Here is a 21,492-nt window from a genome sequence, read left to right as displayed (position 1 = left end):
GGGGCCCTTCCCCGCATCAGACGCGGCGAAGGGCGCTTTCCCCGCATCCGATGCGGGGAAAGCGCCCTTCAGCTCAGCGCTTGCCGTGTAGCACCGTAATCAGCTTCGCCACCAGCGCGTCGGTCTTTTCCTTGCGGGAGAACGAGGTCAGCACGATCGGCGCGGTGAAGCGCTGCCGCGCGACGGCCTTCGGGCGGGCGAACTCGCGCAGGCCTTCCGGGCCGTGGATCCGGCCGAAGCCCGAATCGCCGACGCCACCGAAGGGCAGCGAAGCGATACCGGCGAAGGAAAGCGGCGCGTTGATCGACGTCATGCCGGTGCGCAGCCGTCCGGCCAGTTCGAGGCCGCGCGCCTTCGAGAACACCGTCGAGCCGAGGCCGTACTTCGTGTCGTTGGCCTTCTCGACGGCCTCGTCCATGTCGCGGACCTTGGCGATGGTGACGGTCGGGCCGAACGTCTCCTCCTGGACCGCCGAGGAGTCTTCGGGCACGTCGACGAGCACCGTCGGCTGCACGTAGCGGTCGCCGACCGCGTCGACACCGCCGACCAGCGCCTTGCCGCCGCGCTCGATGGCGTCCGCGATGTGGCGCTTGATCACGGCGAGTTGCGAAGGCATCGTCACCGGGCCGTACTGCGCTGCCGCGTCCGAACCGGCCCGCACGTCCTTCGACTTCTCGACGACCTTCGCGACGAACTCGTCGTGCACACGCTCGTGGACGTACACGCGCTCGACGCCGATGCAGGTCTGGCCCGAGTTGGAGAACGCGCCCCAGACGGTCGCGTCGGCGGCGGCCTCGAGGTCGGCGTCCGCGTCGACCAGGACGGCGTCCTTGCCACCGGCCTCGATGATCACCGGCGTCAGCGTCTCGGCGGCCGCGGCCATGATCTTCTTGCCCGTCCCGGTCGAACCGGTGAAGGCGATCTTGTCGACACCGCCGCTGACGAGCGAAGCGCCCGTCTCGCCGAAGCCGGTGATCAGCTGCAGTACCGGCCACTCCGGGACGACCTCGTTGAACGCGTCGACCAGCCATTTCCCGACGCCGGGCGTGTACTCGCTCGGCTTGAAGACGACGGTGTTGCCGGCGGCGAGCGCGTAGGCGATGGAGCCGAGCGGGGTGAACACGGGGTAGTTCCACGGGCCGATCACGCCCACCACGCCGAGCGGCTGGTATTCGACCGTCGCCGCCTGGTTCGACATCATCAGCCCGGCCGCGCGGCGCTGCTTGCCGAGGATCTTGCGCGCGTGCTTGCCCGCCCACGCGATGTGCTCGATGGCGAGGACGCTCTCCAGCTGCGCGTCGGCGATCGGCTTGCCGGTCTCGTCGCGGACGACCTGGCACAGCTGCGGCAGCCTGCGGGTGATGACGCCCTTCCAGCGGCGCAGCCGTTCGGCGCGCCCGTCGAAGCCGAGCCCGGCCCACCACTCGGCGGCGTCCCTCGCGCGGGCGATCGCGGCGCGGACGTCCTCCTTGCCGTGCACCGGATAGGTGCCGACGACCTCGTCGGTCGCCGGGCTGAGGGAATCGAAGGTCTCCCCCACGCTGTGCGCGGTCGGCTTCGGCTGGACTGCGGTCATCGACTTCTCCCGTGTCTCGGCTCAAAGCCCAGGCTACGACGTTACTGACGGCGTGCCAATAGCTCGCCTGGGGTGTGCCACCAGCATCGCACAGGAGACGAGCGCCGCAAGGACACCGAGAAGGGGGCACAGCCACACCGGCAGCACTCCGATCGCCAGCGAGCCCAGCCCGAAGCCCGACGCCTGCACGGTGAAGGCCAGCGAGAACCCCTCTGACCTGCGGCGTTCCGGCAGGAGCTGCTGCAGGTTGACCGACGAGACGGCCATCATCGGCCCGGTGCAGAGCCCGACCAGCGCGACCCCGCCGAGCAGCCCGGCCCACCCGAAGCCCGCCGAAACCACGATCCCGCCGAGCACGAAACCGGCCAGGAACAGCCGCGGATCGCCGACCTTTCCGCGCGCCGCGTACAGCGCACTCCCGCCGACGCTGGCGCCGCACAGCACGACGATGACGATCGCCGTCGCCGAATCGGGGGCGCCAAGGCGCTGGACGAGCGGCAGCAGGCCGACCTCGATGGTCGACAGCAGGAGCCCGACGGTGAACAACCCCGCCAGCCAGGGAACACAGGCGGCGACCGGGATCGCCTGTCGTTCGACTGTCCTTTGTGGATCAACGCGGACCGCGCGGCGCGGCACGAGCAGGGCCGCGAGCAGGGCGACGACGGCCATCGCGAGGACCGGGACGGCCGGGCCGGACGTCGCCAGGAGCGCCACCAGCAGCGGACCGCCGACGATGACGCCTTCGAGGATCATCGCGTCCACCGAAACGGCCCTCGGCAGCTCCTCGTCGGTCACCGTCGCGGCCAGCAGCGTCCGGAACCCGCCGTTCAACCCGCCCGCGACCAGTCCCGGCGGGATCGCCAGCCCGAGCAGCGCCCAGTCCGGCGCTCCGGCGGAAGCGACCGCGGCCAGCAGGAACAGCCCGGCCGCGACCAGGGGAAGCAGCACGACGAGACCGCGGGCGGGGCCGACGCGGTCGAGCAGCCGTCCGGTCGGCACGGCGCCTGCCATCTCGGCGGCGACGAAAACGGCCATCATGACCCCGCCGAGCCGGTACGAACCGGTCGTCGCGGTGGTCAGCACGGTGAAGGCCAGCGGCGCCATCGTCGCGGGCAGCCGGTTCAGCTGTACCCCCGCCGACCAGCGCCAATACCCGGAATTACGCAGCAACGTCATGCTGGAGGACCCTGCCGAACACGGCCTGGCGAGGACCATTGATTAGGGAATAGCCTAATCCGATGATCGAGCTGGTCCTGACCGCCGAAAGCGCCAACCGCGTCCGCTTCGGTATCTCCCCGCTCGACGAGACCATGGGCGCGATGCAGACCCTGCTCGGACGACGCGGACATCCGAGCCATCTGCCGTGGCTGCGCGAGGCCGCCGCGAAACTGCCGGACCTGCCCATCGGCGCCTTCGCCAAGGTGATGAGCGCGCGGCACTACATCACCGACTTCCTCAGCCCGCCGCCTAGCGGCCCGGAAACCACCGCGTCCGCCCAGCTCGCCGAAATCCGCCGCACACCACCGGAACAGGTCGCCCGCGAACTGTCCAAAGTAGACGCCGACCTGAGCGGACTCCCGCCGGACGCCGCCGAGGCAAGGGATCTGCTGGCAAGTCAGATGGAGATCGCCTGGACCGAACTGGTCGAACCGCATTGGCCCCGGATGCGCCGTTTCCTCGTCGCCGACATCGAGGAACGCTCGCGGCGCCTGGCCGCGGGCGGTATCGCGTTGGTACTGGAGGACATCCACCCGAGGGTCCGGCTCGTCGACGACGTCCTGGTGATCGAGATGAAGGAACGCGGCCGCGTCCACCTCGACCGCCGCGGCTTGCTGCTGATCCCCGGCGTCTTCGCGTGGCCTTCGGTCGGGGTGATCACGATGGAGCCGTGGCAGCCTTCGCTGCTGTACCCGGCTCGCGGGGTGGCCGAACTCTGGTCGGATCCCGAACGTCCGCCCGGCGCGCTCGCGGGAGTGCTCGGCCGGACGAAGGCCGCCCTGCTCACGACGCTCAACGAACCCGCGAGCACCACCGAACTGGCACGCAGGCTGGGCTTCTCGGCGCCGACGGTCTCGCAGCACCTGACCGCGATGCACGCCGCGGGCCTGCTCGAAACCCGGCGGCGCGGGCGCGAAGTCCGTTACCGGCGCACCGAACTTGGCGACGCCTTGCTCCGGGCATAGGCTGGAATCGAGCTACCGCGAAGGAGAACACCGATGCGTATTGTCCACTTTGGACACGCTTGCACCCTTCTGGAGACCGAGGGCGCGCGGATCCTGATCGACCCCGGCACCTTCTCGGCGGGCTTCGAAGGCGAGCGTGAACTCGACGCCATCCTGATCACCCACCAGCATTTCGACCACCTCGACCTGGACCGGCTGCCCACGTTGCTGGAGGCCAACCCCGGCGTGCGGCTGATCGTCGATCCGGGTTCCGCCGAAGCGGTGGGGAAGATCGGCACCGAGTTCCAGATCGCGAACCCCGGCGACGCCATCGAAATCGGCAGGAGTGCCATCAACGTCGTCGGCGGCGAGCACGCGGTGATCCACGAGGAGATCCCGGTGATCCCGAACGTCGGCTACGTCGTCGACCACGGCGCGTTCTATCACCCTGGCGACTCGTTCTTCGTGCCGGAACAGAAGATCGACGTCCTCGGCCTGCCCACCGGCGCCCCGTGGCTCAAGGCAGGCGAGGCGGTCGACTACTTGCGTGCGGTGTCGCCGCGCCTCGCCGTCCCGATCCACGAAGCGGTCCTCGCGCGGCCACAGATGCACTACGGCCTGTTCGCCAACCTCGCTCCGGAAGGGACCGAGGTGAAGGTGCTCGACGTCGGGGAGCCGGTGAAGCTTTAGCGATAGGCCAGTTTCCGCACCAGGATCTCCGCCGGTCCCCGATACGCCCGGCGGTGCATCAGGTACGCGACGACGACGGTCAGCAGCCACACGCCGAGCCCGCAGGCGGCCGCCACGAACGTGTCACCGCCCAGCCCCAGCATGAACGGTGGCGCCAGGATCAGCCACGCCACCGACTGGAACAGGTACGCGCTCAGGGTGCGCTGGCCGAGGGCGGAGATCGCGGTGACCACGACGCCGCGGCGCTTCTTGCCGACCGCCATGCCGATGAGCCCGAACAGGCTGATGTAGCCGACCGCGCCGAACAGACCGGCCCCCTCGTACATCAGCTTGGCGAGATCGGCGGTCCCCTCGTCGAAGCCGACGTAATCGCCGGCGAAGAGCCCCATCGGCAACGCGCCCGCGATCGCGATGCCGAATCCGCCGAACACGCCGAAGAGGAGCAGTTTCCGATTCGGCTCCTCCAGCACGCGTTTCTTCGCGGCCCAGGCGCCCACCCAGACGAAGAGGATCGACGGAAGCAGGATCGCCGTGGTCATCGGCCATTCGACGAGCCGTTCCCGCACGGCGTCGCCGTAGGTCGGCGCCAAGGACGACGCGTCGTCGACGGACGGGACCGGCGCGCTCCCGGAGTTCCCGGTGAGCACCAGGTACATCAGCACGGCGAGGTAGCAGACGCCGAAAGCCAGGTACAGCACCGGAATCCGATAGAAACCCTTGCCACGCCGCAAAAGCAGCAGCGCGAACACCACACCGATCACTCCGTACGCGCCGAGCACGTCGCCGGAGAAGAACAGCACCACGAAGTACGGCCGCTCCAGGCCTTCCGGTGTCTGATCGACGCCCGGTGTGTTGCCGAGGAAGATGCTCGCGGTATGCGCCAGCGTGACGAGCCCTCTTTAGTATCCAACGTACACTAATTAATGTCCGGCGGATACTAAAGCAGAGGGGGGTGCTTGTCAGCTCGCGTCCACGAGGGCGGCGATGCCGTCGAGCACGACGTCTAGGCCGAAGTCGAAATCGGAGTTCTGGTCGGAGCCACTCAGCCCCGAGGTCAGGAAGCCCACGGCGTCAGGGAAACGCTCCGGGTCGATCAGCTCGGCGAGCCCCTTGCCGTAGGCCTGCTCGGCCTGCGCCTGGCTCAGCCCGCTGTCCTCCCGGCCCTCGGCGAGCTGGATCGCCTGCGCGCAGGCGAGGCGGACGTAGCCGCCGACCAGGACCAGGATCCCGCCCTTGGTGCCCCAGTCGAGCCCGGTGTCGCGCAGCGTGCGGAGGATCGCGTCCATCCAGGCGACCGCGTGCGGACCGGCGGGCGGGCCGGAAAGCGGCAGCTCGACCAGCCACGGGTGCTTCATCAGGACGTCGCGGTTGGCCTCGGCCAACGTGGTCAGTTCGGCCCGCCAGTCACCGGTGGGCTCCACCGGCGGCGGATCGCCGATGGCGAAGTCGGCCATCAGCTCCAGCAGTTCCGCCTTCGAACCGATGTGGCGGTACAACGACATCTTCGTGACGCCTAAATCCTTCGCCACGTTCGCCAGCGTCACGTTCGCGACGCCTTCGCGATCGGCGAGGTCCACCGCGGCCGCCACGACACCGTCGATGTCGAGCACGGACGGCCTGCCGCGCGCCGGGCGCTCCGACCGGCGCCAGAGCCGCATCAGCGTCGCCGGTGCGCCACCCTCGTCGGTCATCCCGACAATTTAACCCGCGTTCCCGAGAGTGAGCCGTAGGTGGTTCCGAAAGCGCGGTTCTCCAGCGAGACGTCGACGGCGTCGAGGAACGCCTGCCGAAGCCCCTGCCGGGCGAGGTCCGCGGCGTCGATACCGAGCCGCACCAGCCCGCCGCGGCGCGCGGCCCTGGCGGCGGCCAGCACCAGCGCGAAACACCGGACGGTCTCCGTGCGGTGCGACGGCCCGCCGAACTCCTGCACCCTGGCGCGCTGGACGTCGCCGGTGACCAGGTCCCGCACCGACGCCAGATCCGCGCACAGCGTGAACCCGTGTTCGCGCAGGGCCTGAAGGGTGCCGTCCGACGCGATCCAGCGTGGCGGCGCGAACCCGTCGACGGTCATGCCGTTCGCGTCGAGCGCCGCCTTCGCCGCGATCAGGCGCAGCCGCGCCTCATGCGCGGGCAGTGCCGCGAACTCGGCACGTTTGCCCAGGTAGACGGCGCGATGAGTGGGCGGGATCCGGTGGTCGTAACCGTGTAGGAGGACTGAGTCGCCGGAAGTGCGGCGCGTCCGGACCCACTCGGTCACGGGGCCCTCGCCGGTACGAGCGGCGTAAAGCACGGACAACGGGACTCTGCGCCGGTCGAGTTCGGCCGCGAGATCGGCGCAGCGGTGCAACGTCCGGGTGGTCACGCCGGACAGGGAAACCAGCAAACGTGCGTCCACCCCACCAGTGGGCCAGCCCTGGCTTGCGCCGGACTGACGACGGAGTGAACGCCGCAGGTCAGGCGGGCCAATCCTGCAACGACCGGCCGGTGATGCGTTCGTACGACTCGATGTACCTCGCCCGCGTGGCGGCGACGATGTCCTCGGGCAAGGGTGGTGACCCGGGTCTGTCCCGGCGGTGCCAGCCGGACGCGGGGCTGGTGAGCCAGTCCCGCAGCGGCTGCTTGTCGAACGACGGCTGCGGGCTGTCCGGCGCGTAACCACCGGAAGGCCAGTAGCGCGAGGAATCCGGGGTCAGGACCTCGTCGGCGAGCACGAGGTTCCCTTCGCGGTCGACACCGAATTCGAGCTTCGTGTCCGCGAGCAGGATGCCGCGTTCGGCGGCGAACTCCGCGCCGCGGCGGTACACCGCGAGCGTCGCCTCGCGGACCTCCTCGGCCCGTTCGCGGCCGAGCTGCCCGACGACGTCGGAGAAGGCGATGTTCTCGTCGTGCGAGCCGCGGTCGGCCTTGGTCGCGGGCGTGAAGATCGGCTCGGGAAGGCGGGACGACTCGGTCAGGCCCGGCGGAAGTTCGACACCGCAAACCGTGCCGCGCGCGCGATAATCGGCCAGACCGGTACCGGTGAGGTAACCGCGGGCGACGGCTTCGAACGGCAGCATCGCCAGCCGCCGCACCAGCAGCGCGCGGCCGCGGACCTCGGCGGGGATACGTTCGTCGTCGTAGGAGACCAGGTGGTTGGGGAGGACATCGGAGAGCAGGGAGAACCAGAACACGCTCATCGCGGTCAGCACCCGGCCCTTGTCCGGGATGGGCGTGTCGAAGACGACGTCGTAGGCGGAGATCCGGTCCGAAGTGACGAGCAGCAGATGCTCGTCATCGACGGCGTAGAGCTCACGGACCTTGCCGGCGGCGATCTTCGGGTATTCGAGCGTCGTCACGGCTGCACCCTAGCGAGCAAGGATGATGGCTGATCATGCCGTTCCACTGCGTATCGTTCACGACCGACTACGGGCTGAGCGACGGTTTCGTGGCCGCGTGCCACGGCGTGATCGCGCGGATCGCGCCGTCCGTACGGGTGATCGACGTCAGCCACCAGATCCCTCCGCAGCAGGTCAGGACCGGCGCCGAGGTACTCGCCCAGACCGTTCCGTATCTGCCGGAGTCGGTCCATCTCGCCGTCGTCGACCCCGGCGTCGGCACGGCGCGGCGCGGTGTCGTGGTGGTCACCGAGCGCGGAATGCTCGTCGGCCCGGACAACGGACTTCTCATTCCCGCCGCCGAAACACTCAGCGGGGTGATATCCGCGTACGAACTCGCGGCGCCGGAATACCGCCTTCCGGTGACGTCGTCGACGTTCCACGGGCGTGACGTCTTCGCCCCCGCGGCGGCGCATCTCGCGCTCGGTGTCGCGCCCGAGGAGTTCGGGCCGCGCGTCGACGACCTCGTGCGGCTGCCGGACCCGTTCGTCGCGGTGTTCCCCGGCAAACTGGTGACCGAGGTGCTCACGGTCGACCATTTCGGCAACGTCCAGCTCGCCGCGAGCCCCGCCGACCTCGAACTGGCCGGGCTGTCCGGCGCGGTCTCGGTCAGCAGCGAACACGTCCTGGTGAAAGCGCTGATCGGCGACACCTTCGGCACGGTGCCGCCGGGCCGGAACGTGCTCTACACCGATTCCGCGGGGCGGCTCGCGGTCGCCGTGAACGGCGGTTCGGCCTCTGCGGTGCTCGGGCTGGGCCCCGCCCAGGAGTGCACGATCACCTCGTCGCCGACGGACACCTGACCCGGCCCGGTCACCGCCATCTTGATCCCGAACGAGACGCCGCCCTCGGGTTCGCGACGGTAGTCGGCGAGCGAACGGATCGGTTCGGGGCCTGCCTTCTTCCCGGTCTCCTGGTCGACCATCGGCACCGTGCAGCGGATGCAGACCTTGGCGTACCCCAGGTCGAGGCCACCGGCGGTGAGCGAGCGGACGTCGTCCTCCCGATGCGGCTCCGGCCAGCCCGCGACGACGATGTTGGGCCGGAAGCGGTCCATCGGCACGGCTTCGGCGCCACGCGACGCGATACGCTCGTTCAGACCGTCCAAAGAGGACTCGGAGGCCAGCAGGATCGCGTGCGCGTCGGCGAAGGCCGCGGTGCCGGGGATCTCGCCGTTGGTGACGCGTTCGTGCTCCGGCGCGAGCCCGACGAGCACCGACGGCAGGCCGAGGACGGCGGAGAACCACTCGGCGGCCTCGTCACCCTGGTGGACGCCCTTGCCCTGCCAGGTGAACGTCGCGGCGGGCAGCCTCGGCCCGTCCGTGACCGTCTCGACCAGCAGATCTTCGACGCCGGGAGCGGCGAGGCGCAGGCGGGCGCCGTCGTCGAGCACCTCGGCCCGGATCGAGGCCATCACCGGATGCTTCCGCTGGCTGCGGAACTCGCCCTCCGGGGAGACGGCCATCCAGGCCCGGTCGAACCTCAGCCCCGCGGGGGTGACGTCGGCCGTCTCGACCGACGTCCCCGCACAGCCCTTGACCGGGTAATAGACCAGCTTCGCCACTCTCGCCATAGCCGCAGATTAACGAGTCAGGTCGGTACAGGTGGTGGGGGGGGGGGGGGGGGGGGGGGGTGGGGGGGGGGGGGGCGGCGGGACCCCCCACACACCCCCCCCCCCCCCGCAGGCGCGGCGCCCGGGGCCGCCACGCCCGACGCACGCAAGCGGCCCCCCCCCCCCCCCACCACGGTGACCCACTCGGCGCCGTGCCCCTTGCTCGCCGGCTCAGAGCACTTGCGAGAGGAACCGCTGCAGCCGTTCGCTCCGCGGAGCGTCGAAGATCGCCTCCGGGGCACCCTGTTCGACGATCTTCCCGTCGTCCATGAACGCGACCTCGTCGGCGACGCCGCGCGCGAAACCCATCTCGTGGGTGACCACGAGCAGCGTCAGGCCGCGCTCGGCGAGCCCCGCCATCAGCGTGAGGACGCCCTTGACCAGCTCCGGGTCCAGTGCGCTGGTCGCCTCGTCGAACAGCATGACCTCGGGCTCCATGGCAAGCGCCCGCGCGATCGCGACCCGCTGCTGCTGCCCGCCCGAAAGCGCGCTCGGCCGGTACGGCGCCTTGTCCGCGAGGCCGACCTCGGCGAGGCGGGCGTGCGCGATCTCCGCGGCCTCCGCCTTGCCCAGCTTCCGCACACTGCGCAGCGGCAGGGTGATGTTGTCCAGCACGCTGCGGTGCCCGAACAGGTTGAAGTGCTGGAACACCATCCCGACCCGCTGCCGCAGCGCGTCCGGGTCGGAGGAGATGACGCTCTCGCCGCCCAGCAGCAGGTCACCCGAATCGGGCTCCTGGAGGCGGTTCACGCAGCGCAGCAGTGTCGACTTGCCGGAGCCCGACGGCCCGATGATGCAGGTCGTGCGGCCCTTCTCGACCTTGAGGTTCACGCCCTTCAGCACTTCGAGGGTGCCGAAGGAGACGTGGATGTCGCGGAGTTCGACACTCGACGAACGGACAGCGGTGGTCATGACAGCGGCACCTTTCCGGCGTTGAGCAGTTCCGTTTCGCCGCCGTCGTCGTCGACCCGGATCTTCTTGCCGGTGCGCAGCTTCTTGTCGATGTAGTTGACCAGATGCGTCAGCGGCACGGTGATCACCAGGTACACCGCGCCCGCCGCGACCAGCGGCGACAGGTTCCCGGTGTTCGCCGCGAGGTCCTGCCCGATGCGGAAGAGGTCGCGCTGCTCGGCGAGGAAGCCGAGGAAGTACACCAGGCTGGAATCCTTGACCAGCGAGATGAACTGGTTCACCAGCGCGGGCAGCACGCGCCGCACGCCCTGCGGGATGACGACGAGCGTCATCGCCTTGGTGTAGCTCATGCCCAGCGCGCGGCTGGCCTCCATCTGTCCTTTTTCGACACTCTGGATACCGGCGCGGAAGATCTCGCCGATGTACGCGGCGGCGATCAGGCTCAGCGCCAGAATGCCCAGGGGATACGGATTCCGGGACAGCGACGGGATCAGGATCCCGCCGCCCTGCCCGATCACCAGGATGGTCAGGATCGCGGGCAGGCCGCGGAAGATGTCGGTGTACACCCGGGCTGGCCAGCGCAGCCACGCCTTGCCGGACAGGCCCATCGTGGCCAGCACCATGCCGAGCACGGTGCCGATCAGCGCCGAGAACACCGAAAGGATCAGCGTGTTCAGCAGGCCGGTGCCGAGGAGGTCCGGGAAGACCTCCCAGATGTACTCCCAGTTCAGGAAGGTGTTGAGGAAGTCGTCCACTTACTTCTGCCCGGCCTTGAACTCCGCGGGCACCGGCGCGTTCGGTTCGAACCGCTGGTGCACCTTCTCCCAGGTGCCGTCGGCGATGACCGCCTTGAGCCCGGCGTTGATCTTGCCCGCCAATTCGGTGTTGCCCTTCTTGACCGCGAAGCCGTGCGGGATGGTCGTGGTGATCGCCTTGACCACCTTGAGTTTCGCGTCCGGGTTCTTCGCCGCGTAGTCCTCGGCGGTCGCCTGGTCGAAGATCGCGCCGTCGATCGCGCCGGACTTCAGCGCGGCGAGGGCGGCGGCGTCCTGCGGGAACTTGACGGCCCGCGCGGTGGGCGCGTTGGCCGCCAGCCAGCTGTCCGACACCGTGCCCTGGACGACACCGATCCGCTTGCCCGCCAAGGAGTTCTCGTCGGTGATGGCGACACCGTCGCGGGTCTCGATGCCGAGCGACTGGTAGTTGTACGGCGCCGAGAAGTCGACGGTCTTGCGGCGTTCGTCGGTCTGCGAGATCCCCGAGCTGCCGATGTCGAACTTTCCGGTGGCGACCTGGCCGAGCAGCGCCGAGAACTCCGTGGAGACGAACTCGAGTTTCAGGTTCTGGTGTGCGGCGATGGCCTTCAGCAGTTCGTTGTCGAACCCGGTGAACACGCCGTTTTCCTGATAGGCGTTGGGTTTCGAGTCGCTGAGGGTGCCGACGCGCAAGGTGCCCGCGCCGGCGTCTTCACCGCCGCCGCACGCCGCCAGCACCGCCACGAGGACAGCACCGACAGCGGCGGCGAGTGACTTCTTCATCGTGATCCTCACGCCTTGAACTGGTCCGGGACCGGGGCGGTCGGCAGGAACTTCTCGTGCAGCTTGACCCAGGTGCCGTCCGCGATGACCTGCTTGAGGCCCTCGTTGATCTTCGTTTGCAGCTCGCTGTTGCCCTTCTTCACCGCGAAGCCGTGGGGCACGTCGGTGGTGAAGGACTTGACGACCTTGAGCTTCGCGTCGGTGCTCTCCTTGACGTTCGTCTCGGCGATCGCCTGGTCGAGGATGTAGGCGTCGACGGCGCCGCTCTTGAGCGCGGCCAGCGCCGGCGCGTACCCCGGGAAGCGCACGGCCTGCGCGTCGGGCACGGTCGAGGTGAGCCACTTGTCGCCGACGGTCGCCTGGATGACCGCGACCCGCTTGCCGGACAGGCCCTTCTCCTCGGTGATCGGCGAGCCGTCCTTGGTCTGGATGCTCATGACCTCGAAGTTGTACGGGCTGGAGAAGTCGACGTTCTTCTTGCGCTCGTCGGTCTGCGCGATGGCCGAGCTGCCGATGTCGAACTGGTTGTTCGCGACCTGGCCCAGCAGCGAGGAGAAGTCCGTCGAGACGAACTCCAGCTTCAGGTTCTGCTTGGTGGCGATGGCCTTCAGCAGCTCGTTGTCGAAGCCGGTGAAGTTGCCGTTCTCGACGTAGATGTTCGGCGGCGCGTCGCTCAGCGTCCCGACGCGCAGGGTCTTCTCCGTGGCGGACTCGCCGCCACCGCAAGCGGCGAGCACGGCGACGAGACCCGCGGCCAGCGTGGCGAGGAAGGCTTTCTTCATGGTTTTCAGACCCCCGCGTTCTGCACGGGCAGGCCGGGGCCGCCCTGTTCGAGTTCCTTGGGCAGCGGCTCGGTCTTGAAGAACTGAGCGTGCAGGCGGGCGACGGTACCGTCCGCCACGGCCTTCGCGAGGCCGTCGTTGAGCTTCTTCAGCAGTTCCTTGTTGTCCTTGCGGACGGCGAACGCGGACGGCGTGTCCTTGGTCTCGACGGTGTAGCCGAACTCCAGCGGCACGTCCGGGTTCTGGTCGATGTACTTCTGCCCGATGTCCTTCGGCACGACCCAGCCGTCGAGGCTGCCTGCCTTCAGCTGCGCGAAACCGGCGTTGTAGTCGGGGAAGCGGACCACGTTGGCGCCGGGCACCTTGCCGCTCGCGAAGTCGTCCTGCACCGACGCCTGCACGACGCCGAGCCGCTTGCCGTTGAAGGCGCCGACGTCCTTGAGGGACGCGCCCTTCTTGGTGAGGATCGTGGTGAACCCGGTGCTGTAGCCGTTGCTGAACGCGACGGTCTTCTTGCGAGCCTCGGTGGTGGAGATCGTGGAGCTGCCGATGTCGAACTTGTTGGTGGCGACGGCGGCGAGCAGGCCGGCGAATTCGGTGCCGACGAACTCGACCTCGAAGCCCTCGCGCTTCGCGATGTCGCGCAGCAGTTCGTTGTCGTAGCCGGTGAAGGTGCCGTTCTCCAGGTAGATGGACGGCGGCGCGTCGGTCAGGGTGCCGACCCGCAGCTTCTGGCCGGTCGTGCTCGCGTCACCGGAGCCGCAGGCGGCGAGGGCGAGGGTGGCCGCTCCGGCCGTGACGACGGCGACGATTTTCGACAGCGTGGATCTCATCGCTTCTTCCGTGGGTTCGGCGCGCAAGGCGCGATACAAACACGCCAGGCCGCCTCATGGGCGGCCTGGCGCTCCGGGTTCAGCGATCGAGATTAGGCATTTCGCCCGATCGAGTAACTTCGTCCCACTCTGTGAACGCCCCGCGGTGGGGCTGCTCACAGGTCAGAGGATCGGGGCCGGCGAGTAGTTCGCCGCCTCCGGGAAACGCTCCAGAATGGCCTCGACGCGCGACGCGATCGCGGCCACCTGGCGGGGTGCGACACCGGTGAACGAGATCCGGTCGGCGAGGAGTTTGTCCAGCTCACCGCGGTCGAGCGGGATGCGCTCGTCGGCCGCGAGCCGGTCGAGGAGGTCGTTCTCCGCCAGCCCCTGCTCCCGCATCGCGAGCGCGACGCCGACGGCGTTCTCCTTGATCGCCTCGTGAGCGGTTTCACGCCCGACGCCCGCGCGGACCGAGGCCATGAGCACCTTGGTGGTCGCGAGGAACGGCAGATAGCGATCGAGCTCACGGGAAATGACCGCCGGGAAGGCGCCGAACTCGGCCAGCACCGTGAGGAAGGTCTCCAGCAGGCCGTCGAGCGCGAAGAACGCGTCGGGCAGCGCGACCCGTCGGACGACGGAGTCGGACACGTCGCCTTCGTTCCACTGGTCGCCGGCGAGCTCGCCGATCATCGACAGGTAACCGCGCAGGATCACGGCGAGCCCGTTGACCCGCTCGCAGGACCGCGTGTTCATCTTGTGCGGCATGGCCGACGAGCCGACCTGCCCCGGCTTGAAGCCCTCGGTGACCAGCTCGTGGCCGGCCATCAGGCGGATCGTCTTCGCCAGGCTCGACGGCGCGGCCGCGAGCTGGACGACGGTGGACAGCACGTCGAAGTCGAGCGAACGCGGGTACACCTGGCCGACGCTGGTGAACACGTTCTCGAAGCCGAGGTGGGCCGCGACCCTCGACTCCAGTTCGTCCAAAGTGGACTCATCGCCGAGCAGGTCGAGCATGTCCTGCGCGGTGCCGACCGGGCCCTTGATCCCGCGCAGCGGGTAGCGGCCGATGAGGTTTTCGAGCCGGTCGAAGGCGACCAGCAGTTCGTCGGCGGCGGTGGCGAATCGCTTGCCCAGCGTCGTCGCCTGCGCGGCGACGTTGTGCGAACGGCCCGCCATCACCGTGTCGGCGTGCTCGACCGCGATCGCGGTGAGCCTGGCCAGCACCGCGCCGACGCGTCCGCGCACCAGCTCCAGCGACCGCAGCACCTGCAACTGCTCGACGTTCTCGGTGAGGTCCCGCGACGTCATGCCCTTGTGGACGTGCTCGTGCCCGGCGAGCGCGTTGAACTCCTCGATACGGGCCTTCACGTCGTGCCGGGTGACCCGCTCGCGCGCGGCGATCGACTCGAGGTCGACCTGCTCCAGGACGCGTTCGTAGTCGGCGACGACACCGTCCGGCACCTCGACGCCGAGGTCGGCCTGCGCGCGGAGCACGGCGAGCCAGAGCTCACGCTCCAGCACGACCTTGCGTTCCGGGGACCACAGTTCGACCAGCTCAGGCGAGGCGTAGCGGCCGGCGAGCACGTTGGGGATGCGGGGCTTGTCCGTCACGCGGCCAGACTAACCCGCCCCGCGTTTCGTCCTCTAAATGCGGTGGTTCGTCATGCCAACTACCGCATTTAGAGGACGAAACGCGGGAGTTCAGGCGAGGGCGGTCTGGAGCATCCGGGCGGCGGCGGCACGCGGCTCCGGGTCGACCTCGATCAGCGCGTTGACCACGGCGCCGTCGACCAAGGCGACCAGCCGCTCCAGTTCGGCCGCGTCCACGGGGGTGCCGGAGCGCGCGAAGATCTCGTGGAGCAGCTCGTACAGCTGTGCGGACAGCGTGCGCATCAGGGGGCGAAGGTACGGACGACGCCCTGTGCCGACGAGGCGTTCGTAGCGCAGGAGGACCGCTTCGGCGTCGGCCTCGCGATCCGGGCGGAGCGGGCCGAGGAGCATGTCCAGCACCAGGTCGACGGTGGCCTCGACACCGCGGTTGCGGGTCGCCAGCTCGTCGAGACGCCGCCGCCCGGTCTCCAATTCCACCTTCGCGTGATGTTCCACCGCGGCCGTGACGAGTTCTTCGAGCGAGTCGAAGTAGTACGTCGTCGAGGCCAGCGGCAGTCCGGCCCGCTCGGCGACCGCACGATGCCGCACGGCGTCGAAACCGCCCTCGGCCAGCAGCGACGCGGCGGCCTCGATGAGCTCGGCACGGCGTCGCTCACCCTTCGGCGTGGTCGCTGCGGCGGTCATGACGGGCTATTTTGCCAGCTGCGCTCAATAGCGGGCGGCGAGCACGCCGACCAGCCTGTCGACGTCGGACTCGGGGAGGGCGGGCCTGCCGGAACCGTCGCCGAGGCTCACCACGACCACCAACGACCCCTTCGCGGTGGTCCGCCGCGCTTCGGCGGCCCCGGTGGGCGTCGGCGGGACGGACGAGCCCGCCGGGAAGATCGCGGCCGACACCGTGCCGCCCGGCACCTGGAACCCCGCGGACCTGGCCCCCGTCGTACAGATGTCGCCGGGCGTCGACTTGGCGACATCCACGGGGACCGGGAGCTCGCCAGCGAGGGCGGTGGCGAGCTCCCGGTCCACCTGGTCGCACCCGAAGGTGCCTTCGGCCGTCATCCGGCCGGTCCTCTCTGGCCCGTCGCCCCCCTGCTGAGGCGGCGGGTTCGAGAAGTTCGAGGGGTCCCCGCTGTCAAGAGGACGTGCGGACGCCGCCCCGGGTTGCCCCGCGGACGCCGCTTCCTGATCGGATTTGGCCGCAGTCCCCAGCTGGTCTCCGGTTCCGCCGAGCACGCCGAACATGCCCGCTCCGGCCAGAACCAAAACCACCGCACTACAGGCCACCGCGATACCGTTTCGGCGTCGAGCAGTGGCGCGTTTCGAGGCGCGGACCACGTCGGCGGTGTCGAAGGTCGGCGACGGCGCGTCGCCGGGGGCGTCACGGAACAACGCCTTCAGGTCATTCTCGTCCATCCCGTGCCACCTCCTCCTTCTCCATGACCTGCCTGAGGTTCGCCAGCCCGCGCGCGGTCTGGCTCTTCACGTTCCCTTCGCTGCAGCCCAGCGCCTTCGCCGCCGCACCGACGTCCAGCCCCTCGAAGAACCGGAGCACCAGCACGGCCCGCTGCTTCGGGGGCACTTCACGCAACGCGGCCAGCAGGTCTTCCCTGGTGACGACCTGTTCGCCGAGGTCGAAGCCGTCCTGCGGCGGTTCGGGCAGCTCTTCGGTCTGCCACTCCCGCCGCCACGGCCGCCTCGACTCGTCGATGGCCGCCCTGACCAGCGTTTTCCGCACGTAGGCGTCGGTCGCCGCCCGTTCTCTGATCTTCTTCCACCTCCGGTGCAGCGCGACGAACGCCGTCTGCGCGAGGTCGTCCGCACGATGCCAGTCACCGCAGAGCATGTACGCGGTCCTGCGCACGGAGTCCCGCTTCGCGGCGAAGTACTCCGCGAATTCTTGTTCGTCGCGCTGGTTCACGCGGTTTTTGTCTCCGCTCTTGCCTCGTCGGTGGGTAGGACGGAACCGGGGGCGTCCACGGTTGCATGAGCGGGCGCGGCGGACCAGCCGGGGAGGAGATTCATGGCGGGCCCGTCGATGTGATGTGATCGTACCGTGACCTCGCGCTCGCTTCCGCTGATCGATTTCCGCTCCGACACCGTGACCCGGCCGGACGACGTCATGCGTCAGGCCATGGCGAAGGCCGACGTCGGCGACAACGTCCTCGACGGTGATCCGACCGTCGGCGCGCTGGAACGGCGTGCCGCGAAACTCCTCGGCATGCCCGCCGCGCTCTGGACCCCGTCCGGGACCATGGCGAACCTGATCGCGCTGAGCATCCATCTCCAGCGCGGCGACCGGTACCTCGCGCCGCGCGGCGCGCACGTCATCACCGACGAGCTCGGGTCCGCCGCCTGGCTCGCGGGCGGTATGCCGGAGCCGCTGGAGCACGACGCCGGGCCGGGGCGGCCGACGCCGGAGACGCTTTCGGCCGCGATCGGCAACCCGCGCGGGCCGTACTACGCGCTGCGCACCCCACTGCTGTGCCTGGAGAACACGCACAACTCCGCGGGCGGCGCCGTCACCCCGCCCGACGAGCACGCCCAGCTGGTCGCGGTGGCGAAGGAGGCCGGGCTGACCGTGCACCTCGACGGCGCCCGCATCTGGCACGCGGCGGTCGCGCTGGAGGTCCCGCCCGCGGCGCTCACGGTCGGGGTCGACACCGTTTCCGCCTGCTTCTCCAAGGGGCTCGGCGCGCCCGTCGGCTCGGTGGTGGCCGGCAGCGAGGAGTTCGTCGAGAAGGCACGGCGGATGCGCCAGATGCTCGGCGGCGGCATCCGTCAGGGCGGCGTGCTGGCCGCGGCCTGCCTGGTCGCGCTGGACCGCATCGGCGACCTCGCCGAGACACACGAGAACGCGGCACGGCTCGCGGCCGGGCTCGCCGAGCACGGCTGGGAGGTCAACACCCCCGAAACCAACATCGTGCAGGTCACCGCCCCCGACCTCGAAGGACGGCTGGCATGGCTGGCCAGGCTCGGGATCCGGACACTGCCCAGCTCGGGCCGGATCCGGTTCGTGGCGCACCGGGACCTTTCGGCGGCGGACATCGAAGAAACCCTTCAACGCATCAAGACCGGGGGCTGAACATGAACTGGATCGTCTTCGACTACGGCGACGTCATCAGCGCGCACACCGACGCGCTGCCGGCCCTGGCCAAGGCCTTCGACCTCGAAGTCGCCGACTTCGAGCCGCACTACTGGGCCGAGCGGGTCCGGTACGACTCCGGCGGCTCCGACCTCGAGTACTGGCAGAGCGTCGGCCGCGCGCTGGGCACCCCTGTCGACAAGGCGTTCTCCGACGAGCTGACCCGCATCGACGTCGAGGGCTGGACACACGTCGAACCCGACGTGCTCGAACTGCTGGAAGGGCTGCACGAAGCGGGCGCGGCCCTCGCGCTGCTCTCGAACGCGTCGTCCACCTTCGGCCGCTGGGTGCGCGAGCAGGAGTGGGCGGACCTGTTCCGCGTGAAGCTCTTCTCCGGCGACCTCGGCTGTATGAAGCCCGACGCGAAGATCTATCGGATCCTGCTCGCCGAACTCGGCGCCGAGCCGTCGGACTGCCTTTTCTTCGACGATCGTCAGTCCAATGTGGACGGTGCACGGGCGGTCGGGATGCGAGCCGAACGCTGGGTCGGCGTGACAACAGCGAAATCCGGCTTCGGCTCTTCGGAGGAATAATTCACCCTCACCGCTCATCCGCTTACGCGCGGTGAAGCCGATGACCTACGCTGGACGCGTCCAGACCGAATCACCCGGTAGGTGCCCATGTCCGCGGACCAGCGTCCGTTCGTACCCGTCGATTTCGACCGGCCGAGCATCGCGAGGGTTTTCGACGCGCTCATGGGCGGCCAGGACAACTACGAGGCCGACAGGGTGGCTCTGCGGCAGATCCTGGACATCGCGCCGGGTTCGCGGGCGATGGCCAAAGAGGTCCGGCACTGGCTGGTCAGGACCGTGCGCTACCTGACCGACCAGGAAGGCATCGACCAGTTCCTCGACCTCGGTTCCGGCTTCCCGACCATGGACAACACGCACCAGGTCGCGCAGCGGTACAACCCCGAGGCGCAGGTCGTCTACGTCGACCGGGATCCGGTGGTGCAGGCGCACGGCCGCGCGCTGCTCGCGGCGAACGACTTCGCGCATATGGCTGCCGCCGACCTGACCGAACCGGCCGAGGTCGTCGAGGAACTCGCCCGCACCCACCGGCTGGACTTCGATCGGCCCGTCGGGCTCGTCCTGTGCGCGATCGTCCACCACATCCAGGACCTCGACGAGGCGCGGAAGATCGTCCGCGCCTACGTCGACGCGCTGGCCCCGGGCTCGTTCGTCGCGCTGCTGCACCAGCACAATCCCGCCGACGGCTCCGAAGCCGCCGACATCGCGACGGCACTCGAGAAGCGCTTCACCGGCACGGGGCTGGACACGATGTTCCGCACGCGTGAGGAGATCGAGTCGTTCTTCGAAGGACTCGATCTCATGGAGCCGGGGCTGACGTACCCGCACCTGTGGTGGCCGGACGGCCCGCGCTTCACCCCGCTTTCGCCCGTGAACTTCACGTCGCTCGGCGGGGTGGCGCGTAAGCCCTAGCTTTTCGGTGACTCAGCGGCGGAGCTGCTTCGGGGTGCCCTTGCCCTTGATGGCGCCGTACGCGGCCGTGCCAAGGAAGACCGCACCGCCGATGACGGCGATCCAAAAGACGGCCTTCACGAGGAAACCGAGCACGGATCCGAGCACCATGAAGGCCACCCAAGCCAGGATCAGCCCGCCGACGATCTTCCAGAACATGGCATCCTCCGATTGCCTCACCGTGCCCGAGCGGGCCCGGTGAGTCCAGGTTGTCAGGCGGGAGTCGTGAGCGCCTTCTTTCCGGCTAACGTTCAGGGAGAACTCCGGGTTCCCCCTGACTTGTGAGCCAGTCGCCGAGCCTGCGGACGCCCTCGTCGATGTCCTCGCGGGCACCCGCGAAGGAGAACCGCACGAAACGGCCACCGTCGACCGGGTCGAAGTCGATCCCGGGAGCGATCGCGACACCGGTGTCGGCGAGGAGCCGCTGACACCAGCTGAGACTGTCGCTCGTGTACGCGGAGACGTCGGCGTAGGCGTAGAAGGCGCCTTCGGCCGGGGCGAACTTGTCGATGCCGATGCCCTTGAGCCCGCTGAAGAGCACGTCGCGGTTGGCCCGGTAGCGCTCGACGTGGGCGTCGGCCTCCGCATACGCCTCCGGAGTGAACGCGGAGACCGCGGCGTGCTGGGAGACCACGGGCGGGCAGATGGTGAAGTTGCCGGTCAGGACGTCGATCGCGCGGTGCAGCCGCTGAGGCGCGAGCATCCAGCCGAGCCGCCAGCCGGTCATGGCGAAGTACTTGGAGAACGAGCCGAGGACAACCGCCTCGTTGCCGTATTGCCAGGCGCAGTCGAGGCCGGCGCCGTAGGAGATCCCGTGGTAGATCTCGTCGCTGATCAGTTGCACGCCGCGTGACGCGCACCAGCCGCTGATCGCCGCCAGTTCACCCGGCGGGAGGACGGTGCCGGTCGGATTGCTCGGGCTGGCCACGATGAGTCCCTTGATCGGCCCCAATTCGTCGAGCAGCGCGACGGTCGGCTGGAAGTTCGTGTCCGGCCCGGTGGCGAACTCGACGACCTCGCATCCGAGCACCTTCAACAGGTTGCGGTAGGCCGGGTAGCCGGGACGCGCCATCGCGACGCGGTCGCCCGCCTCGAAGGCGCTGAGGAACGAAAGCAGGAAGCCGCCGGACGAACCGGTCGTCATGATGACGTCCTGCGGGCTCACCTCGACCGGGTACGTGCGGTTGTAGTGCTCCGCGACGGCTTCGCGCAGTTCGGGGATGCCGAGCTGCTCGGTGTAGCCGAGATTGTGGTCCTTCAGCGCCCGTTGCGCGGCTTCGAGCACGGGTCGCGGCGCCGGTGCCGACGGCTGCCCGGCGAGCAACGGGACCAGGTCTCCGTGACTGCGCTGCCGGGCTTGCGCGGCCGAAAGGACGTCCATGACATGGAACGGCGGGACGTCGGAACGTGGTGCGGGACCAGGGAAGGACATGGAGGTGAGGCTAACCCGCCTTCGCGAGGAGAACCGCGTAGCCGTCGAGGAGTCGTTGCAGGCCGAACTCGAGGAGCGTGTCGAGGTCGTAGTCGAACGGGGCGCGCGAGACGACACCGGCGAAGTTCGGGAAACGGCCGCCGGACACCAGGTCCCAGAGGATCGGCGCGGTCCCTAGTGTCCACAAAGGACATACCCTCAGCCCAGAGTGACCGATTTGGGAACTTTGCACATCTTCGCGCGGAGGTCGTGAGTGGCAAGTGGGGTTCTAACCCCATGTCTGAGTTCAGGACATGTCGGACAGTTGATGTTTCAGGACCTCACGGACACTGACCGGCCTGTCGGCGTGGTGACCAGGGCTTGTG

At 69.1% G+C, this 21,492-nt stretch carries 25 protein-coding genes; 6 read left to right on the top strand and 19 right to left on the bottom strand.

The features are described 5' to 3' along the window. Positions 1 to 73: 73 nt before the first annotated feature. Both ACIRGA_RS12475 and ACIRGA_RS12470 read right to left on the bottom strand, forming a co-directional pair. A complete protein-coding gene (locus tag ACIRGA_RS12475; protein WP_400939930.1) occupies positions 74 to 1,576 on the bottom strand; it encodes an aldehyde dehydrogenase family protein in 1,503 nt (500 codons plus the stop codon). Between the two features lie 33 nt (positions 1,577 to 1,609). Further along, positions 1,610 to 2,752, bottom strand: a complete 1,143-nt coding sequence (locus tag ACIRGA_RS12470) for an MFS transporter (RefSeq protein WP_400939927.1) — start codon at positions 2,750 to 2,752, stop codon at positions 1,610 to 1,612. Positions 2,753 to 2,814: 62 nt separating this feature from the next. On the opposite strand from ACIRGA_RS12470, the gene ACIRGA_RS12465 reads away from it, so the two are divergent. Both ACIRGA_RS12465 and ACIRGA_RS12460 read left to right on the top strand, forming a co-directional pair. Then, positions 2,815 to 3,759: a DUF5937 family protein gene (locus ACIRGA_RS12465; RefSeq protein WP_400939924.1), complete on the top strand. Its 945-nt coding sequence runs from the start codon at positions 2,815 to 2,817 to the stop codon at positions 3,757 to 3,759. A 33-nt stretch (positions 3,760 to 3,792) separates the two neighbouring features. Next, positions 3,793 to 4,428, top strand: coding sequence for an MBL fold metallo-hydrolase (locus ACIRGA_RS12460; RefSeq protein WP_400939921.1), 636 nt, complete (start codon positions 3,793 to 3,795; stop codon positions 4,426 to 4,428). Here the strand turns inward: ACIRGA_RS12460 and ACIRGA_RS12455 are convergent. The 4 genes from ACIRGA_RS12455 to ACIRGA_RS12440 all read right to left on the bottom strand — a co-directional run bounded on the left by ACIRGA_RS12455 (position 4,425) and on the right by ACIRGA_RS12440 (position 7,763). Then, positions 4,425 to 5,231, bottom strand: coding sequence for a DUF418 domain-containing protein (locus ACIRGA_RS12455; protein WP_400939918.1), 807 nt, complete (start codon positions 5,229 to 5,231; stop codon positions 4,425 to 4,427). The two genes, ACIRGA_RS12460 and ACIRGA_RS12455, sit on opposite strands and share 4 nt — an antisense overlap. Positions 5,232 to 5,387: 156 nt before the next feature. Beyond that, positions 5,388 to 6,119 carry a TetR/AcrR family transcriptional regulator gene (locus ACIRGA_RS12450; protein ID WP_400939915.1) on the bottom strand — a complete coding sequence of 244 codons (732 nt, stop codon included), beginning with the start codon at positions 6,117 to 6,119 and terminating at the stop codon, positions 5,388 to 5,390. Continuing rightward, the gene (locus tag ACIRGA_RS12445) at positions 6,116 to 6,823 is read right to left on the bottom strand and encodes a DUF2334 domain-containing protein (protein ID WP_400939912.1); all 708 of its coding nucleotides are present in this window, start codon (positions 6,821 to 6,823) and stop codon (positions 6,116 to 6,118) included. Before ACIRGA_RS12445 ends, ACIRGA_RS12450 begins: the two co-directional genes overlap by 4 nt. 58 nt (positions 6,824 to 6,881) lie before the next feature. Next, complete coding sequence (locus tag ACIRGA_RS12440) at positions 6,882 to 7,763, bottom strand: phosphoribosylaminoimidazolesuccinocarboxamide synthase (protein WP_400939909.1); 882 nt, start codon at positions 7,761 to 7,763, stop codon at positions 6,882 to 6,884. A 35-nt stretch (positions 7,764 to 7,798) separates the two neighbouring features. Here ACIRGA_RS12440 and ACIRGA_RS12435 point away from each other — a divergent pair, with 35 nt between their 5' ends. Beyond that, positions 7,799 to 8,605, top strand: coding sequence for an S-adenosyl-l-methionine hydroxide adenosyltransferase family protein (locus ACIRGA_RS12435; RefSeq protein ID WP_400939906.1), 807 nt, complete (start codon positions 7,799 to 7,801; stop codon positions 8,603 to 8,605). Here the strand turns inward: ACIRGA_RS12435 and ACIRGA_RS12430 are convergent. From ACIRGA_RS12430 to ACIRGA_RS12385, 10 genes are all read right to left on the bottom strand, one after another. Further along, the gene (locus ACIRGA_RS12430) at positions 8,488 to 9,375 is read right to left on the bottom strand and encodes an MOSC domain-containing protein (protein ID WP_400939903.1); all 888 of its coding nucleotides are present in this window, start codon (positions 9,373 to 9,375) and stop codon (positions 8,488 to 8,490) included. The genes ACIRGA_RS12435 and ACIRGA_RS12430 overlap by 118 nt on opposite strands. Before the next feature lie 210 nt (positions 9,376 to 9,585). Next, a complete protein-coding gene (locus ACIRGA_RS12425) occupies positions 9,586 to 10,326 on the bottom strand; it encodes an amino acid ABC transporter ATP-binding protein (RefSeq protein ID WP_034312531.1) in 741 nt (246 codons plus the stop codon). Beyond that, complete coding sequence (locus tag ACIRGA_RS12420) at positions 10,323 to 11,081, bottom strand: amino acid ABC transporter permease (RefSeq protein WP_400939901.1); 759 nt, start codon at positions 11,079 to 11,081, stop codon at positions 10,323 to 10,325. The genes ACIRGA_RS12425 and ACIRGA_RS12420 overlap by 4 nt, the downstream gene beginning before the upstream one ends. After that, positions 11,082 to 11,864 carry an ABC transporter substrate-binding protein gene (locus tag ACIRGA_RS12415; protein WP_400939898.1) on the bottom strand — a complete coding sequence of 261 codons (783 nt, stop codon included), beginning with the start codon at positions 11,862 to 11,864 and terminating at the stop codon, positions 11,082 to 11,084. It abuts the gene before it with no gap. An 8-nt stretch (positions 11,865 to 11,872) separates the two neighbouring features. Next, complete coding sequence (locus ACIRGA_RS12410) at positions 11,873 to 12,646, bottom strand: ABC transporter substrate-binding protein (protein ID WP_400939895.1); 774 nt, start codon at positions 12,644 to 12,646, stop codon at positions 11,873 to 11,875. A 5-nt stretch (positions 12,647 to 12,651) separates the two neighbouring features. After that, positions 12,652 to 13,479 carry a substrate-binding periplasmic protein gene (locus ACIRGA_RS12405; protein ID WP_400939893.1) on the bottom strand — a complete coding sequence of 276 codons (828 nt, stop codon included), beginning with the start codon at positions 13,477 to 13,479 and terminating at the stop codon, positions 12,652 to 12,654. 162 nt (positions 13,480 to 13,641) lie between these two features. Then, positions 13,642 to 15,072 (bottom strand): adenylosuccinate lyase, encoded by a 1,431-nt coding sequence (purB, locus tag ACIRGA_RS12400; protein WP_400939891.1) that lies wholly within the window; start codon positions 15,070 to 15,072, stop codon positions 13,642 to 13,644. Positions 15,073 to 15,162: 90 nt separating this feature from the next. Next, on the bottom strand, positions 15,163 to 15,756 hold the full coding sequence (locus ACIRGA_RS12395; RefSeq protein WP_400939889.1) for a TetR/AcrR family transcriptional regulator: 594 nt from the start codon (positions 15,754 to 15,756) through the stop codon (positions 15,163 to 15,165). A gap of 24 nt (positions 15,757 to 15,780) precedes the next feature. Then, positions 15,781 to 16,485: a hypothetical protein gene (locus ACIRGA_RS12390; protein WP_400939886.1), complete on the bottom strand. Its 705-nt coding sequence runs from the start codon at positions 16,483 to 16,485 to the stop codon at positions 15,781 to 15,783. Further along, complete coding sequence (locus tag ACIRGA_RS12385) at positions 16,472 to 16,990, bottom strand: SigE family RNA polymerase sigma factor (protein WP_005152531.1); 519 nt, start codon at positions 16,988 to 16,990, stop codon at positions 16,472 to 16,474. The genes ACIRGA_RS12390 and ACIRGA_RS12385 overlap by 14 nt, the downstream gene beginning before the upstream one ends. 135 nt (positions 16,991 to 17,125) lie before the next feature. Here ACIRGA_RS12385 and ACIRGA_RS12380 point away from each other — a divergent pair, with 135 nt between their 5' ends. The 3 genes from ACIRGA_RS12380 (at position 17,126) to ACIRGA_RS12370 (ending at position 19,656) form a co-directional block, all read left to right on the top strand. Continuing rightward, on the top strand, positions 17,126 to 18,154 hold the full coding sequence (locus tag ACIRGA_RS12380; RefSeq protein WP_400939883.1) for a threonine aldolase family protein: 1,029 nt from the start codon (positions 17,126 to 17,128) through the stop codon (positions 18,152 to 18,154). A 2-nt stretch (positions 18,155 to 18,156) separates the two neighbouring features. Continuing rightward, positions 18,157 to 18,747 (top strand): HAD family hydrolase, encoded by a 591-nt coding sequence (locus tag ACIRGA_RS12375; RefSeq protein ID WP_400939881.1) that lies wholly within the window; start codon positions 18,157 to 18,159, stop codon positions 18,745 to 18,747. 87 nt (positions 18,748 to 18,834) lie between these two features. Next, a complete protein-coding gene (locus tag ACIRGA_RS12370; RefSeq protein WP_400939879.1) occupies positions 18,835 to 19,656 on the top strand; it encodes an SAM-dependent methyltransferase in 822 nt (273 codons plus the stop codon). A 12-nt stretch (positions 19,657 to 19,668) separates the two neighbouring features. On the opposite strand, the gene ACIRGA_RS12365 is transcribed toward ACIRGA_RS12370, so the two are convergent. From ACIRGA_RS12365 to ACIRGA_RS12355, 3 genes are all read right to left on the bottom strand, one after another. After that, on the bottom strand, positions 19,669 to 19,854 hold the full coding sequence (locus ACIRGA_RS12365) for a hypothetical protein (RefSeq protein ID WP_007032516.1): 186 nt from the start codon (positions 19,852 to 19,854) through the stop codon (positions 19,669 to 19,671). Between the two features lie 85 nt (positions 19,855 to 19,939). Then, positions 19,940 to 21,127 (bottom strand): pyridoxal phosphate-dependent aminotransferase, encoded by a 1,188-nt coding sequence (locus ACIRGA_RS12360; protein WP_400939876.1) that lies wholly within the window; start codon positions 21,125 to 21,127, stop codon positions 19,940 to 19,942. A 10-nt stretch (positions 21,128 to 21,137) separates the two neighbouring features. Continuing rightward, positions 21,138 to 21,314: a hypothetical protein gene (locus tag ACIRGA_RS12355; protein ID WP_400939873.1), complete on the bottom strand. Its 177-nt coding sequence runs from the start codon at positions 21,312 to 21,314 to the stop codon at positions 21,138 to 21,140. Between the last annotated feature and the right edge of the window lie 178 nt (positions 21,315 to 21,492).

This window comes from Amycolatopsis sp. NPDC102389, from assembly GCF_044765885.1.
Classification (GTDB): Bacteria; Actinomycetota; Actinomycetes; order Mycobacteriales; family Pseudonocardiaceae; genus Amycolatopsis.
This window is presented reverse-complemented; position numbering and strand designations above follow the sequence as displayed.